Source organism: Mycobacterium bohemicum DSM 44277 (assembly GCF_001053185.1).
GTDB lineage: Bacteria > Actinomycetota > Actinomycetes > Mycobacteriales > Mycobacteriaceae > Mycobacterium > Mycobacterium bohemicum.
The window spans coordinates 757,735-772,992 of record NZ_CSTD01000002.1 but is presented as its reverse complement, the minus strand read 5'-3'; the positions used below and the strand labels follow the sequence as shown (position 1 = coordinate 772,992).

The following is a 15,258-nucleotide window of genomic DNA, read 5'->3' as shown; positions in this document are numbered from 1 at the left end:
GCTGTCCCCTCTCTGCAATGCGACTCCAATACTAGGGCGGCGAGCCACGCCCGGTATCTGCAGACGCATGGAGTCGGGATAAGACAGAATTGGTGCGTGTCTGGACGGCGGCGTGACGATCCGGGGCGGGTGGCCTCCAACCCGGGCCGCCGGCCCCACAACGGGTCGGCAAAACAGCATCCGGGCATGGCCAATTACCCGGCCGGCGACCCCGGCCCACGCCGCACGCGGCGCCCGCCGCCGATGCCGAGCGCCAACCGCTACCTACCGCCGCTGGGCGAGGAACCCGATGCCGGCCGCGGCGGCGGGGCGCCCCCGCGGGGTCCGGCGCCCGGCGAACGGATCACGGTCACCCGCGCGGCCGCGCAGCGCAGCCGCGAGATGGGTTCGCGGATGTATTCGATAGTCCAGCGGGCCGCCACCGCCGACGGCGCGGACAAATCCGGGCTCACCGCGCTGACGTGGCCGGTGGTGGCGAATTTCGCGGTGGACGCCGCGATGGCCGTGGCGCTGGCCAACACCCTGTTCTTCGCCGCCGCCACCGGCGAGAGCAAGGGCCGGGTCGCGCTCTACCTGTTGATCACGATCGCGCCATTCGCGGTGATCGCCCCGCTCATCGGACCGGCGCTGGACCGGCTGCAGCACGGCCGCCGCGTCGCGCTGGCCGCGTCGTTCATGTTGCGCACCCTGTTGGCGCTCGTACTGATCATGAATTACGACGGCGCCACCGGCAGCTACCCGTCAATGGTCCTCTACCCCTGCGCGCTGGCGATGATGGTGCTCTCGAAGTCGTTCAGCGTGCTGCGCAGCGCGGTGACGCCGCGGGTGATGCCCCCGACGATCGACCTGGTGCGGGTGAACTCCCGGCTGACCGTCTTCGGTCTGCTCGGCGGCACGATCGCCGGCGGCGCCGTGGCGGCCGGCGTCGAATTCGCCTGCACCCACTTGTTGAAGCTGCCGGGCGCCCTGTTCGTCGTCATCGCGGTGTCGATCGCCGGCGCCTCACTTGCCATGCGGATTCCGCGTTGGGTGGAGGTCACCGCGGGTGAGGTGCCGGCCACGCTGAGCTATCGGCAGGGCAGCGGTCAGCCGCGGCGGAGTTGGCCCGACGAGGTCAAGAAGGTCAGCGGGACACTACGACAGCCCTTGGGCCGCAACATCATCACCTCACTGTGGGGCAATTGCACCATCAAGGTGATGGTCGGATTCCTGTTCCTGTACCCGGCGTTCGTTGCCAAGTCCCATCAGGCCAACGGCTGGGTCCAGCTCGGCATGCTCGGGATGATCGGCGCGGCCGCCGGAATCGGCAACTTCGCGGGCAACTTCACCAGCGCCCGGCTGCAGTTGGGCAGGCCGGCCGTGCTGGTGGTGCGCTGCACGGTCGCGGTGTGCGCGGTGGCGCTGGCGGGCTCGGTGGCCGGGACCCTGGCGGCGGTGGTGATCGCCACCCTTGTCACGTCCGGGTCCAGCGCGATCGCCAAGGCCTCGCTGGACGCCTCACTGCAGCACGACTTGCCCGAGGAATCTCGGGCATCCGGCTTCGGCCGCTCGGAGTCGACGCTGCAGCTGGCCTGGGTCCTGGGCGGCGCGCTGGGCGTTTTGGTCTACACCGAATGGTGGATCGGCTTCACCGCGGTGACCGCCCTGCTCATCCTCGGGCTGGCGCAGACGCTGGTCAGCTTCCGCGGCGACTCGTTGATTCCCGGCCTCGGCGGCAACCGGCCCGTCATGGTCGAGCAGGAGGGCTCGCGCCGAGGCGCCCCGAATCCGGCGGCGGCGCGCGAGTGAAGAAACCAACCGGGCGGGGCGCGGCCGCGGCGCTCGTCGCCGTGATGACCCTGGTGTGCGTCGGCGCCGGAGTGGGCACCTGGCTGCTGGTGCGACCGTCGGGACCGCACCGACCCGAGATCAGCGCCTATTCCCACGGCCACCTCACCCGGGTGGGCCCGTACCTGTACTGCAACGTCCTCAACCTGGATGACTGCCAGACACCGCAGACCCAGGGCGAACTGCGGGTCAATGAGCGCGATCCGGTGCAGCTTTCGGTGCCCGACGCCATCTACCGCGCCCCCTGGCGACTGCTGAAGGTTTACGAGGATCCGGCTAACACCACCAGCACGATCTTTCGGCCCGGCACCAGGTTCGCGGTCACCATCCCGTCGGTCGACCCGCAACGCGGCCGGCTGACGGGCGTCGTCGTGCAACTGCTGACCCTGGTGGTCGACCGCGCCGGGGAGCTGCATGAGGCCCCCCACGCGGAATGGTCGGTGCGGCTTAGCTTTTAGCCGTTTGGGTGCCGAACGTCGACTTGTTGCGGCGACACGCCGGGATCGTGCGCAACAACCCGACGTTCGTCCGAGGGTGTCGGTGCGGCGAGGCATGGTGTCGCCATGCAGAGCCCGGACTGGCCGTTCAGAGGGACCGACGCGTTGGCGGCGGGCGTCGTCACAAGGCACGAGCTGCGCACCCGATACGAGATGGTGCATCGCAACGTCTACGTCCCCCGCGGCCAGACGTTGACACCCGTGACGCGGGCCGTGGCCGCGTGGCTGTGGTCCGGCGGCACCGCCACGGTCGCCGGCCTCTCGGCGGCGGCACTGCACCGCACGGCATGGATCGACGACTGGCTGCCCGCCGAGTTGAACCGTCCCAGCCGCGACAAGGCGCCCGGCATCGTCCTGCACAGCGACGCTCTGAGCGACGACGAAACATGCGTCCGCGACGGAATCCGACTGACCACGCCCGCACGCACCGCGTTCGACCTCGGCCGACGGAAGGGATTGACAACAGCGGTTATTCGGCTCGATTCCCTGATGCGCGCCACCCAGATCAAGGCGGCGGACGTGGAGCTGATCTCCGACCGCCATCGCGGGGTCCGCGGATCGGTGCAGCTGCGTCGGGCATTGCGACTGGCTGATGGTGGCGCTGAATCGCCCTACGAAACCCGGACCCGCCTGGTGCTCCTCGGCGGCGGATTGCCGCGGCCCCATACGCAGATCGAGGTGCTCAACGACTGGGGCGCGGTGCTGGCGCGGATCGACATGGGCTGGGAACGCTGGAAGGTCGGCGTGGAGTTCGACGGCGCCCAACATTGGACGGACCCGGCACGCCGCAACCGGGACATCGATCGACTGGCCGAACTCGAAGCCCGCGGCTGGACGATCATCCGGGTCAGCGCCGACATCCTCCGGCACCGCCCGCACGTCGTCATCGAACGCACGCGCCGCGCGCTCCTCGCCGCCGGCTGCCGCCCGTCACCGCGCACCAACGTCGACTTGTTGAGGCGACACGCCGCGATCTAGCGCAACAACCCGACGTTCGAGCGGGGGCGGGCGTCGAGGGGCGGCGGGCGGGGCTGCCGAGCCGTCCGCCCTAGGCGCCGTGACCGGCCGGGACCCGCTCGCCCTCGACCGGCTGTCCGGGTGGCGTTCCGTCCCCGAAGGGCCTGCCGCCCAAGGCTTCCCGGCCGTGGGGAGTGAGCCAGTCGGCCAGCTCGGGCCCCTTGGGCACGATGCGGGTGGGGTTGATGTCGGCGTGCACGATGTAGTAGTGCTGCTTGATCTGGACGAAATCGACGGTGTCGCCGAATCCCGGCGTCTGGAACAGGTCGCGCGCGTACGCCCACAGCACGGGCATCTCGCTGAGCTTGCTTCGATTGCACTTGAAATGACCGTGATACACCGGGTCGAAGCGGGCCAGCGTGGTGAACAGTCGCACGTCGGCCTCGGTTATGGTGTCGCCCAACAGGTATCGCCGATCGGCCAGGCGATCGCTCACCCAGTCCAAGGCGGTGAACAGCCGATCGTAGGCCGCTTCGTAGGCGTCCTGTGAGCCGGCGAATCCGCACCGGTACACGCCGTTGTTGATCTCGGTGTAGACCCTCTTGTTCACCTCGTCGATCTCGGTCCGCAGCGCCTCGGGGTACAGCACGGGTGCGCCGTCGCGGTGGTAGGCGGTCCACTCCGTCGAGAAGTCCAGCGTCATCTGGGCGAAGTCGTTGGTCACCACCGCGCCGGTCGGAACATCGACGAGCGCCGGAACGGTGATGCCCTTGGGATAGTCGGGGAAGCGCTTGAAGTAGGCGTCCTGCAACCGCGGGATCTTGAGCACCGGGTCGACGCGTCCGGGGTCCAGATCGAACGTCCAGCTGCGCTCGTCGTGGGTGGGGCCGCAAAACCCAATGGAGAGAACGTCTTCCAGACCCAACAAGCGGCGCACGATGATGGCGCGATTGGCCCAGGGGCAGGCCCTGGCGACGACGAGCCGATAGCGGCCGGGCTCAACCGGGTAGCCGTCGCGCCCGTCGGCCGTGACGCGAGTGGTGATGTAGTTGGTGTCGCGAGTGAATTCGCCCGCCCCGGCGACATAGGTGGCCATTCGTCTCCCTATCCGGTGCAAAACAGCCAGGCTAGGAGTCAAGCTCCCGGGCCACCGCCTTGACCACTTCGGACACCCGGCGCGCGGTCTTGCGGTCGGGGTAGCGCCCCTTGCGCAACTCGGGCTGCACGACGCTTTCCAGCAGGGTGATCATGTCCTCGACCATCCCGTGCAACTCGTCGGGACTGTGCTTGTGCTCGGCGGGCGTCTCGCGGCGACCCTGAGTCTTGGTGAGGCTCGGCGGCGGTTCGATCAGCTTGAGGCTCAACGCTTGCGGGCCGCGCCGGCTGGACGCGATGCCGAACTCCACCCGCTGGCCCGCTTTGAGCCCCTCGACCCCGGCGGGCAACGCCGAGGAGCGGACGTAGACGTCTTCGCCGTCCTCCTGCGACAGGAAGCCAAATCCCTTGTCGGCGTCGTACCACTTAACCTTGCCGGTCGGCACTGGTCTCACCTGCTTGTCTGACGGATCACTAGGATGGGCAACACAAGGAACGTCCCGCCTGCACAGGACGCAAAGTCGAAATCTGATCCTACTCGGATGCCCGGCGGACGAGCACCCCCTCCGGGCGGTCGCCGGTAGGCTGGCACTACCCCGGGAGGAGCTATGCGCCTGATCCTGAACGTCATCTGGCTGCTGTTCGGCGGCCTGTGGATGGCCGCCGGCTACTTCCTCGCGGCGCTCGTCAGCTTCCTGCTGATCGTCACCATCCCGTTCGGCTTCGCATCGCTGCGCATCGCCTCCTACGCGCTGTGGCCGTTCGGCCGCACGATCGTTCAGAAGCCCTCCGCGGGCACCGGCACGCTCATCGGCAACGTCATCTGGGTGCTGCTGTTCGGGTTATGGCTGGCGATCGGCCATGTGGTCAGCGCGGCCGCCATGGCCATCACGATCGTCGGCATTCCGCTGGCGCTGGCCAACCTCAAGCTCATCCCGATATCGCTGATGCCGCTGGGCAAGCAGATCGTGCCCGTCGAACCGTCCTCCCCCTACGCACCGGTGCCCACATGACGCTGACAGCGCTGGGTCTCCCGACGATGCCGGGCCGCGTGGCGGAGCCGGCGCACAGCCGCATGCCGGCCCGCGGGCCGTTGGTCGACACCTACGGCCGCGCAGCGACCGATCTGCGGGTGTCGCTGACCGATCGCTGCAATCTGCGCTGCAGTTATTGCATGCCGGCGGAGGGCCTGGACTGGCTGCCCGACGAGCAACTGCTGCGGCTCGAAGAGTTGGCCAGGCTGATGCGCATCGCGGTCACCCGCCTCGGCGTCACCAGCGTGCGTTTCACCGGTGGTGAGCCGCTGTTGTCACGCCACCTCGAGGAGGCGGTCGCCGCCGCGGCGAATCTGCGGCCCCGCCCGGAGATTTCGCTGACGACCAACGGGGTGGGCCTGGCGCGACGGGCCGGCGCCCTCGCGCGGGCTGGTCTGGACCGGGTCAACGTGTCGCTGGACAGCGTCGACCGGAAGCACTTCGCGGCTATCACCCGGCGCGACCGGCTCGATGACGTGCTGGCCGGTTTGGCCGCCGCCGAGCGGGCGGGCCTGACGCCGGTGAAGGTCAACGCCGTGCTCGACCCCGCCACCGGGCGCGCCGATGTCGCCGCGCTGTTGCGGTTCTGCCTCGAGCACGGCTACCAGTTGCGGGTCATCGAACAGATGCCGTTGGACGCCGGGCACCAGTGGAGCCGTGATGCCGCGCTCAGCGCCGACGACGTGCTCTCGGCGCTGCGCCCGCACTTCCGGTTGCGCCCGGACCCGGCGCCGCGGGGCTCGGCGCCGGCCGAACTCTGGCTCGCCGACACGGGAGCCGGCACGCCGAGTGGAAAGTTCGGCGTCATCGCGTCGGTCTCGAAGGCCTTCTGCGCGAGTTGCGATCGCACCAGGCTCACGGCCGACGGCCAGGTCCGCAGCTGCCTTTTCGCCACGCGGGAGACCGACCTCCGGGGCCTGCTGCGTGGCGGCGGGAGCGACGACGCCATCGAGGCGGCCTGGCGCGCGGCGATGTGGGGCAAGCCCGCCGGCCACGGGATCAACGATCCCGGCTTCGTCCAGCCCGACCGCCCGATGAGTGCGATCGGTGGCTGACGGCGCGGGTCACCCGCCCGCCGAAGGGATCCAGGTGACGGTCCGCTACTTCGCGGCCGCGCGCGCGGCCGCCGGCGCCGATTCGCAGACCTTCGTGCTGCGTCCGGGCACCACGGTGGCGCAGCTCGTCGACCGGCTCGCGACCCAGGGCAGCCGGCTGGCCACGGTGCTGAGCCGCTGCTCGTACCTGTGCGACGGGATAGCCGTTCGCGACGAAACCGCCGCGTTATCAACCGGAAACACGATCGACGTGCTGCCCCCATTCGCCGGGGGATAAGCCTGTGACATATCTCACGTAACGGAAAGATAACGGCGCGGACACGATTCGATTGCCGGTGGTATGAGCTGCGCAAACTCTAGATGTTCCTGGGGTTTTCGAAGATGTCTGTGGAGGAAACGCCGAGTTTCGCTTGACGTGACGAGACCGACAGAAGCCGCTAGCGTCTGCGGGGGTTCGCCAAAGCAGACCGGGTTGGCGAACCTCTCCCGCCTAGCGCGCCGAGCTCCATCCAGTAGGCGGGGGAAACCATTAGTGGATGGAGACGGGGGACCCACCGGTCCACCGTGATCGGACCGGGGCCGCATGCGGCCCCTTGGGGTGAAGCCGCCGTCGGCTCTCAGGAGCGCGACGTCGGCCGGGTAGCCTCTCCCACCCGAACCCGACAGCTGACCTCGCAGGCGCGTGACGAGAGAGGGATCCTTCACGGCCTATGAGTGGACGTCATCGCAAGCCCACTTCTTCCAACATCAGCGTCGCCAAGCTCGCCCTCACCGGGGCGGTTCTGGGTAGCGGCGGCATCGCCCTCGCCGGGCAGGCGGCCGCGGCCACCGACGGCGAGTGGGACCAGGTAGCCCGCTGCGAATCCGGCGGTAACTGGTCCATCAACACCGGAAACGGTTACCACGGCGGCGTTCAATTCAGCGCCAGCACGTGGGCGTCGCACGGCGGCGGGCAGTACGCCCCGTCAGCCGAACTGGCCACCAAGGAACAGCAGATCGCCGTCGCCGAACGCGTTTTGGCTTCGCAGGGACGGGGCGCATGGCCCGTCTGTGGGCACGGCTTGTCGGGTCCGACCCCGCGTGAGGTTCCGGCGCCGGCCGCGCTGGACGCGCCTCTGGACGCACCGGGCGTCAACGGAGCACCCGCCCCGCTGGCGCCTCCGCCGGCGGACGCTCCTCCGCCGGAAGCCCCTCCGCCTGCCGCCCCGGTGCAGCTGGCCTCCAACAACGTCCAGGCGCCCCCTCCGGCCGACGCACTGCCCCCGGCCCCCCCGGCCACTGCCGCCCGCGCCCCCGGCCGACGCGCCGGCACCGGACGACGCCGCAGGGTCACCCGGTCAGCCGCAGCAGGCCACGAAGGTCGGCTACACCCGGCAACTGTGGGATGCCATCCGCGGGTTGGACATTCACGGCAACGAAGCGCTGGACTCCCTGGCGCAGCCGTCGGTCCTCAGCTGACCCGGCGAGGCTCTAGGCCGAGCCCACCCATTCTTCGGTTCCGTCATCGAAGAACTGGTGCTTCCACACCGGCAGCCGCGCTTTGATGGCGTCGACCAGACGGGCGCAGGTGGCAAACGCCGCCTGACGGTGGTCGGCTGCCACGGCGGCCACCAGCGCCGCCTCGCCGATGTGCAGCACGCCGATGCGGTGGCTGACGGCGATGGCGCGCACACCGTCGGACTGGGCGGCGATGTCGGCCACGACCTGCGCCAGCACCTGATCGGCAGACGGGTGCGCCGAATACTCCAACCGCACCACCCGCCGCCCGCCGTCGTGGTCGCGAATCATGCCGACGAAGCCCACGACCGCCCCCGCGGACTGGTGGCTTACCAGCTCTTCGTGCTCGGCCAGCTCGATCGGGTGCTCGGTCATGGCGGCGCGCACGACCAGCGTCATCGCTCGTGGTCTCCGCCGGCGAGCTGGTCGAGCGCGTGGTCGAGGACGTCGGCGAGCACGCTGAGCCCGTCGCGCACTCCACCGGGAGATCCGGGCAAGTTCACGATCAGGGTGTGGCCGGCCACGCCGCACACGCCGCGCGACAGCACCGACGTCGGGACCTGGGGCTGCCCGGCGCGGCGGATGGCGTCGGCGAGGCCGGGGATCATGTAGTCCAGCACCGCGACGGTCTGATCCGGGGTGCTGTCGCTGGGTGAGATCCCGGTGCCCCCCGAGGTGATGATGAGATCGACGTCGGCATCGACCGCGCCGCGCAGCGCTTGGCCGACCGGCTCGCCGTCGGCGACCACCTGCGGCTCCACGGCCGAAAAGCCGCGTTCTGCAAGCCATTCGGCGATGATCGGCCCACACCGGTCTTCATAGGCGCCCGTCGACGCGCGCGTCGAGGCGATGATCACCCGCGCGGATCGGGTGCCCATCAGCGCGACCAGGTCCCGGTTTTGCCGCCGTCCTTGCGCAGCACCCGGATGTCACCGATGAGCGCGGCCGGATCAACCGCCTTGATCATGTCGTAGAGCGTGAGCCCCGCCACGCTGACGGCGGTCAGCGCCTCCATCTCCACCCCCGTGCGGTCGGTGCTGCGCACTGTCGCTGTGATCTCTATGTCGTCGTCGCCGACGGCGAAGTCGATGTCCACGCCGGTGAGGGCGAGCTGATGACACAGCGGGATCAGGTCGCTGGTGCGTTTGGCCGCCAGGATGCCCGCCACTCGCGCGGTGGCCAGCGCATCGCCCTTGGGCAGCCCACCCGTCGAAATCAGCGCCACGACCTCCCGCGAGGTACGCAGGCGACCCGCGGCGACGGCGGTCCGCTTGGTGGCTCCCTTGTCGCTGACATCGACCATGTGCGCCGCACCCTGCTCATCAAGGTGTGACAGCGCTCCCGATGCCCCGGAAGCCCCGGTCATCCCGCCGACTACCAGGTCGTGTCGGTGACGGGATGCACGTAGGGCAGGTCGGTCGCGGGGAGCGGGAACACCAGATCCCCGAAGGGCGACAACGCGCCCGTCCGGTCGCTGGCCAGTTCGCTCACCGGATGGTCGTCCGGCTCCGTCGCCGGCCAGCCATTGTCGACGTACCTGGTTTTGCGGGCCTTGCCCTCAGCAATGTCAGCCACGGGGACCATTCTGACAGGTCGATGCGAGTCCGTCGCGCAAGGCCGGCAGTTAATCGACGTGCCCGCGGGGTTCGCCGACTGCCTTAGTCTGGTCAGCAATGACCGACAACACCCCGGACATCCCGCTGGGGTCCTGGCTGGCCGAACTACCGGACGAGCGGCTGATCAGGCTGCTCGAGCTGCGGCCGGACCTCGCCCAGCCCCCACCGGGCAGCATCGCCGCCCTGGCCGCGCGCGCACAGGCCCGCCAGTCGGTCAAGGCTGCCACCGATGAGCTCGATTTCCTGCGGCTGGCCGTGCTCGACGCCCTGGTGGTGCTGCAGGCCGATTCCGCGCCGGTGCCCACGACCAAGCTGTCGGCGGCGCTCATCTGGCGGCGCCCCCGATGGTCAAGGCGGCTGCAGCCGGAACCGGTCGGGCATCTGCTCGCCGAGAGCCACGCGTTCGGGCTCGTCGGCCGCGGGGCGATCAGCACCCCGGGCCGTGCGCTGCTCGACGAGGCGGCCGACGCGAGGGACGCGGTCGACGCGATGGCGCGCGCGATGCCCGAGCCGATCGACCACTTCCTGGTGCAGGCCGACCTGACGATCGTCGTGCCCGGGCCGCTGGAACGCGAACTGGCGCAGCACCTGGCGGCGGTGGCCACCGTCGAATCCGCCGGCGCCGCCATGGTCTACCGGGTCAGCGAGCAGTCGATCAGGCACGCCCTGGACGTCGGCAAGACCCGTGACTGGATGCACCAGCTCTTCGCCAAACACTCCAAAACCCCAGTACCGCAAGGCCTTACGTATCTCATCGACGATGTCGCACGCCGGCACGGCCAGCTCCGCATCGGCATGGCGGCGTCGTTCGTGCGCTGCGAGGACCCGACCCTGCTGGCGCAGGCGGTGGCCGCCGGCGAGTCGCTGCAGCTGCGCGCGCTGGCGCCGACGGTGGCGGTGTCGCCGGCGCCGATCGCCGAGGTGCTGGCCGCGCTGCGGGGGGCCGGGTTCGCTCCGGCCGCCGAAGACTCCTCCGGTTCGGTCGTCGACATCCGGCCGCGCGGGGCCAGGGTGCCCGCGCCCCAGCCGCGCCGCACGTATCGCGGGGCGTCCCGCCCGAACGCCGAGAGCCTCAACGCGGTCGTCGCGGTGCTGCGCAGGGTGACCGCCGCGCCGTTCGGCAACATTCGCGTCGATCCGGCGGTCACCATGTCGCTGTTGCAACGCGCGGCCAGGGAGCAGGACACGCTGGTCATCGGCTACCACGACGCCGCGGGCGTGGCCACCCAGCGGGTGGTGGCGCCGATCTCCGTGCGCGGCGGCCAGCTGGTGGCCTTCGATTCGGCGTCCGGCCGGCTGCGCGACTTCGCCATCCACCGCATCACGTCGGTGGTGTCGGCCAACGGCCGATAATGGTCGACATGACTCGCGCCGCGACCGTGCGGCGCAGCGATGAGGCAGTGAAAGAGGAGCGGCATTGACTGACGGGCCGTTGATCGTGCAGTCCGACAAGACGGTGCTGCTCGAGGTGGACCACGAGCTGGCGGGCGCGGCGCGGGCCGCGATCGCGCCGTTTGCCGAACTCGAGCGCGCACCCGAACACGTGCACACCTACCGCATCACCCCGCTGGCGCTGTGGAATGCCCGCGCGGCCGGCCACGACGCCGAGCAGGTCGTCGACGCGCTGGTCAGCTTCTCGCGCTACGCGGTGCCACAGCCGCTGCTGGTCGACATCGTCGACACCATGGCCCGGTACGGCCGGCTCCAGCTGGTCAAGAATCCGGCGCACGGCCTGACGCTGGTGAGCCTGGACCGCGCGGTGCTCGAGGAGGTGCTGCGCAACAAGAAGATCGCTCCGATGCTGGGCGCGCGGCTCGACGAGGACACTGTCGTCGTCCACCCCAGCGAGCGGGGCCGGGTCAAACAGATGCTGCTCAAGATCGGCTGGCCGGCCGAGGACCTCGCCGGCTACGTCGACGGCGAGGCGCACCCGATCAGCCTGCAGCCCGACGGCTGGCAGCTGCGCGACTACCAGCAGATGGCCACCGACTCGTTCTGGTCGGGCGGCTCGGGGGTGGTCGTCCTGCCGTGCGGCGCCGGCAAGACGCTGGTGGGCGCCGCCGCGATGGCGAAAGCCAGTGCGACGACGCTCATTTTGGTCACCAATATCGTGGCCGCGCGGCAGTGGAAGCGCGAACTGGTCGCCCGCACCTCGCTGACCGAGGACGAGATCGGCGAATACTCCGGCGAGCGCAAGGAGATCCGGCCGGTCACCATCTCGACCTACCAGATGATCACGCGCCGCTCCAAGGGCGAGTATCGGCATCTGGAGCTCTTCGACAGCCGCGACTGGGGCCTGATCATCTACGACGAGGTGCACCTGCTGCCCGCGCCGGTGTTCCGGATGACCGCCGACCTGCAGTCCAAACGCCGGCTCGGGCTGACCGCGACGCTGGTGCGCGAGGACGGGCGCGAGGGTGACGTGTTCTCCCTGATCGGCCCGAAACGCTATGACGCGCCGTGGAAGGACATCGAAGCCCAGGGTTGGATCGCGCCGGCGGAGTGCGTCGAGGTCCGGGTCACGATGACCGACAGCGAGCGGATGACCTACGCCACCTCCGAACCCGAAGAGCGCTATCGGGTTTGCTCGACGGCCCACACCAAGATCGCCGTGGTCAAATCGATCCTGGAGAAGCATCCGGGCGAACAGACCCTGGTGATCGGCGCCTACCTCGACCAGCTCGACGAGCTCGGGGCCGAGCTGAACGCCCCGGTGATCCAGGGCTCGACCCGCACGAAGGAACGTGAGGCCCTGTTCGACTCCTTCCGCCGCGGGGAGGTGTCCACGCTGGTGGTGTCCAAGGTCGCCAACTTTTCCATCGACCTACCGGAAGCGTCGGTGGCGGTGCAGGTTTCGGGGACGTTCGGCTCACGCCAGGAGGAGGCTCAGCGGTTGGGCCGGCTGCTGCGGCCCAAGTCCGACGGTGGCGGCGCCATCTTCTATTCGGTGGTGGCCCGTGACAGCCTGGACGCCGAATACGCCGCGCACCGGCAGCGCTTCCTGGCCGAGCAGGGCTACGGCTACATCATCCGCGACGCGGACGACCTCCTGGGGCCTGCGATCTGACCGCCAGCTGGGGGCACTCCCCCAGAGGGGGGACCCCACCCGCTCGCGAGCAGACGCAGAATCGCCTGAATCAGGCTGCGTCAGCGCGATTCTGCGTCTGCTCGCGCCACCGGCTGGAGCGCCCCCACTTTGATGCCGACAACCGGCCGGCCCTCGGCCCCGCCGATGGCCACTTTATGCACTACTGCAACTATTGCAGTGTGCTATAGTAGTCGCGGAACTCCCTGTAGAGGCGCCCGCATGAAGATCGCCATCGTCGGTGCTGGCATCGCCGGACCCACCCTTGCGTACTGGCTGTGCCGCTACGGTCACGAGCCGACGCTCATCGAAAAGGCGCCGCGGCTCCGCACCGGCGGCTACGTCGTGGACTTCTGGGGCGGCGGATATGCCGTTGCCGAACGTATGGGACTCACCGCCCAATTGCACACGGCGGGCTATGCGGTACGGGAAATCCGGCTCGTGGACCGGAATTCGCAACGCGTGGGCGGGTTTTCGGCCGAATCGTTCCGGCGCAACCTCGGCGGCGACTTCGTCACCGTACCCCGTGGTGAACTGGCGGCCACGATCTATCGCGCTATCGACGGTCACGCCGAGACCATGTTCGGCGACAGCGTTTCCGCTGTCGCGCAAAATGACTCGGGCGTAGAAGTGACACTCGAGCACGGCGGGTCGCGACAATTCGACCTGCTGGTGGGAGCGGGTGGGATCCATTCACCCTTGCGCGAGTTGGTCTTTGGCCCCGACTCCAGATTCGAGACGGATCTCGGCTACCGGGTCGCGGCATTCGAGGCCGACGGCTATCGGCCGCGTGATGAACTCGTCTACCTCGCTCACACGATGCCCGGGCGCATGATCGCACGGTTCGCCATGCGCGGCGAGAAGACCCTGTTTCTCTTCGTCTTCGCCGCTGAATACACGAGAGGGCCGGAGCCACAGAACGTGTCGCACGCCAAGACGACGCTGCACCAGGTCTTCGGCAACGCGGGGTGGGAATGCCCGGAGATTTTGCGCGAACTCGATGGCGTCTCCGAGGTGTACTTCGACCGGGTCAGCCAAATCGTCATGGACCGCTGGTCGAAGGGGCGCGTAGCTCTCATCGGTGATGCCGCTGCCGCGGTTTCTCTGCTGGCGGGCGAAGGGGCGGGTCTGGCGATGGTCGAGGCCTACATCTTGGCGGGCGAACTAGACCGCGCCGGTGCCGACTACCCAGGGGCGCTTGGTCGTTACGAACGGCGACTGCGTCCGATCGTCGAGGCGCGGCAGCGTTCGGCGCGCGCATTCGCCAAGATGTTTGCCCCGAAGACGGCGCTGGGAGTGTGGACGCGCAATCAGGGTTCGAGGTTGCTGAACGTTCGGCCACTGGCCGACTGGATCGTCCGGCGCGAATTCCGCAGCGACATCGCACTGCCAAAGTACGAGGAGGGCGTGGCCCCGACGATCTAGAGCGACAGGATGGTCGCCGAGGCGGTGCCCGGCGCGCCGTACACCTGCGCCAGGCCGACGCGCGGGTTGCCCGGCACCTGACGCTCACCGGCCTCGCCTCGCAATTGGCGCACCAGCTCGTGCATCTGGCGCAGCCCCGACGCGCCGATCGGCTCGCCGTTGGCGATCAGGCCGCCGTCGGTGTTGATGGGCATCGGTCCGTGGATCTCGGTGGCGCCGTCGGCCAGCAGCTTCTCCTGCTCGCCGTCGGCGCACAGGCCCGTCTCGGCCATGTGGATCACCTCGTTGCCGGCGTCGGTGTCCTGCAGTTGCGCCACGTCGACGTCCTCGGGCCCGATGCCCGCCGCCTCGTAGGCCGCCTTGGCCGCGTACACGGTCGGCGAAGCGTCCTCGTCCAGCGGCGCCGACGTCGCGTGCACCTCGTAGGCACCGTAGCGCCGGGTCCGGATCTCGCAGGCCCGCACGTACACCGGCTTGTCGGTGAACTTATGTGCCATGTCGGCGCGACACATGATCACCGCTGCCGCGCCCTCGTCGGGCGCGCAGAACATGTACTGCGTCAGCGGGTAGTTCAACACGGCCGAGCTCAGGATCTCTTCCTCCGAAAGCGCCTTGCGGCGGAACGCATTTGGGTTCAGCGCGCCGTTGCGATAATTCTTGGCGGCGACCTTGGCCAGCGTGGCCTGGGAGATGTGGTGGTCGTGCAGGTATTTGTTGGCCTTCATGCCGAAGAACTTGGTGGTGACGAACTGCCCGTTCTGCGCATACCACTGCGGCAGCGCCAGCTTGGCCGGGTCATCGGTGAAGGCCCCGCGCGGGTGTTTGTCCATGCCGATGGCGATGCCGAGGTCGTACTTGCCCAGGCGGATGGTGTCCGCGGTCTGCTGGATGGCGCTGGCCGCGGTGGCGCACGCGTTGAACACGTTGGTGAAGGTGATGCCGGTCAGCCCGACCAGGCGGGTCACCGCGTCGGGATTGGACACCTCGTGGCTGCCGCCGAAGCCGAACTGGATGTCCTTCCACGCCACGCCGGCGTCCTCGAGCGCCGCGTGGATGGCCTCGGCGCCCATCTGCATCGCGGTCTTGTCGAACCTGCCGAAAGGGTGCAGGCCCACGCCGATGATGGCGACATCGTTGGTCATGTCAGGCTCCTCCTGGATGGATGGTGGC

At 69.1% G+C, this 15,258-nt stretch carries 16 protein-coding genes, 1 pseudogene and 1 riboswitch; of the genes and pseudogenes, 10 read left to right on the top strand and 7 right to left on the bottom strand.

Translation table 11 applies throughout. The annotated features are described in order from the left end of the window. Positions 1-129 precede the first annotated feature (129 nt). The 3 genes from BN971_RS13955 (at position 130) to BN971_RS13945 (ending at position 3,302) form a co-directional block, all read left to right on the top strand. On the top strand, positions 130-1,788 hold the full coding sequence (locus BN971_RS13955; RefSeq protein ID WP_090350167.1) for an MFS transporter: 1,659 nt from the start codon (positions 130-132) through the stop codon (positions 1,786-1,788). A gap of 44 nt (positions 1,789-1,832) precedes the next feature. After that, the gene (locus BN971_RS13950) at positions 1,833-2,285 is read left to right on the top strand and encodes a DUF2771 domain-containing protein (RefSeq protein ID WP_090350225.1); all 453 of its coding nucleotides are present in this window, start codon (positions 1,833-1,835) and stop codon (positions 2,283-2,285) included. A gap of 105 nt (positions 2,286-2,390) precedes the next feature. Continuing rightward, the gene (locus BN971_RS13945; protein WP_085178889.1) at positions 2,391-3,302 is read left to right on the top strand and encodes a DUF559 domain-containing protein; all 912 of its coding nucleotides are present in this window, start codon (positions 2,391-2,393) and stop codon (positions 3,300-3,302) included. Between the two features lie 70 nt (positions 3,303-3,372). Here the strand turns inward: BN971_RS13945 and BN971_RS13940 are convergent, their stop codons facing one another. Both BN971_RS13940 and BN971_RS13935 read right to left on the bottom strand, forming a co-directional pair. Continuing rightward, a complete protein-coding gene (locus tag BN971_RS13940) occupies positions 3,373-4,377 on the bottom strand; it encodes a glutathione S-transferase family protein (protein ID WP_085178888.1) in 1,005 nt (334 codons plus the stop codon). A 31-nt stretch (positions 4,378-4,408) separates the two neighbouring features. Next, a complete protein-coding gene (locus BN971_RS13935; protein ID WP_085178887.1) occupies positions 4,409-4,822 on the bottom strand; it encodes a cold-shock protein in 414 nt (137 codons plus the stop codon). Positions 4,823-4,984: 162 nt separating this feature from the next. On the opposite strand from BN971_RS13935, the gene BN971_RS13930 reads away from it, so the two are divergent. From BN971_RS13930 to BN971_RS13915, 4 genes and pseudogenes are all read left to right on the top strand, one after another. Then, the gene (locus BN971_RS13930) at positions 4,985-5,389 is read left to right on the top strand and encodes a YccF domain-containing protein (RefSeq protein ID WP_085178886.1); all 405 of its coding nucleotides are present in this window, start codon (positions 4,985-4,987) and stop codon (positions 5,387-5,389) included. Further along, complete coding sequence (gene moaA / locus BN971_RS13925; RefSeq protein ID WP_085178885.1) at positions 5,386-6,465, top strand: GTP 3',8-cyclase MoaA; 1,080 nt, start codon at positions 5,386-5,388, stop codon at positions 6,463-6,465. Before BN971_RS13930 ends, moaA begins: the two co-directional genes overlap by 4 nt. Next, positions 6,458-6,742, top strand: coding sequence for a MoaD/ThiS family protein (locus BN971_RS13920; RefSeq protein WP_085178884.1), 285 nt, complete (start codon positions 6,458-6,460; stop codon positions 6,740-6,742). The genes moaA and BN971_RS13920 overlap by 8 nt, the downstream gene beginning before the upstream one ends. Before the next feature lie 209 nt (positions 6,743-6,951). Beyond that, positions 6,952-7,162, top strand: a riboswitch (cyclic di-AMP (ydaO/yuaA leader). Positions 7,163-7,175: 13 nt separating this feature from the next. Next, positions 7,176-7,923: pseudogene (locus BN971_RS13915) on the top strand (transglycosylase family protein). Between the two features lie 12 nt (positions 7,924-7,935). Here the strand turns inward: BN971_RS13915 and BN971_RS13910 are convergent. Genes BN971_RS13910 through BN971_RS13895 form a run of 4 tightly spaced genes read right to left on the bottom strand, consistent with a single transcriptional unit; the run spans position 7,936 to position 9,537 of the window. Beyond that, positions 7,936-8,361: a molybdenum cofactor biosynthesis protein MoaE gene (locus tag BN971_RS13910; RefSeq protein WP_085182464.1), complete on the bottom strand. Its 426-nt coding sequence runs from the start codon at positions 8,359-8,361 to the stop codon at positions 7,936-7,938. Next, complete coding sequence (locus BN971_RS13905; RefSeq protein ID WP_085182465.1) at positions 8,358-8,840, bottom strand: MogA/MoaB family molybdenum cofactor biosynthesis protein; 483 nt, start codon at positions 8,838-8,840, stop codon at positions 8,358-8,360. Before BN971_RS13905 ends, BN971_RS13910 begins: the two co-directional genes overlap by 4 nt. Beyond that, positions 8,840-9,328 carry a cyclic pyranopterin monophosphate synthase MoaC gene (moaC, locus tag BN971_RS13900; protein ID WP_085182466.1) on the bottom strand — a complete coding sequence of 163 codons (489 nt, stop codon included), beginning with the start codon at positions 9,326-9,328 and terminating at the stop codon, positions 8,840-8,842. The genes BN971_RS13905 and moaC overlap by 1 nt, the downstream gene beginning before the upstream one ends. An 8-nt stretch (positions 9,329-9,336) precedes the next feature. Continuing rightward, positions 9,337-9,537, bottom strand: a complete 201-nt coding sequence (locus tag BN971_RS13895; RefSeq protein WP_090350165.1) for a hypothetical protein — start codon at positions 9,535-9,537, stop codon at positions 9,337-9,339. 98 nt (positions 9,538-9,635) lie between these two features. Between BN971_RS13895 and BN971_RS13890 the strand changes: the two genes are divergently transcribed. The 3 genes from BN971_RS13890 to BN971_RS13880 all read left to right on the top strand — a co-directional run bounded on the left by BN971_RS13890 (position 9,636) and on the right by BN971_RS13880 (position 14,088). Further along, positions 9,636-10,931, top strand: coding sequence for a helicase-associated domain-containing protein (locus BN971_RS13890; protein WP_090350164.1), 1,296 nt, complete (start codon positions 9,636-9,638; stop codon positions 10,929-10,931). A 64-nt stretch (positions 10,932-10,995) separates the two neighbouring features. Then, on the top strand, positions 10,996-12,645 hold the full coding sequence (locus BN971_RS13885; protein WP_085182469.1) for a DNA repair helicase XPB: 1,650 nt from the start codon (positions 10,996-10,998) through the stop codon (positions 12,643-12,645). A 240-nt stretch (positions 12,646-12,885) separates the two neighbouring features. After that, a complete protein-coding gene (locus BN971_RS13880; RefSeq protein ID WP_085182470.1) occupies positions 12,886-14,088 on the top strand; it encodes an FAD-binding domain in 1,203 nt (400 codons plus the stop codon). Here BN971_RS13880 and BN971_RS13875 read toward each other — a convergent pair. After that, complete coding sequence (locus tag BN971_RS13875) at positions 14,085-15,230, bottom strand: thiolase family protein (protein ID WP_085182471.1); 1,146 nt, start codon at positions 15,228-15,230, stop codon at positions 14,085-14,087. The two genes, BN971_RS13880 and BN971_RS13875, sit on opposite strands and share 4 nt — an antisense overlap. Positions 15,231-15,258: the final 28 nt, after the last annotated feature.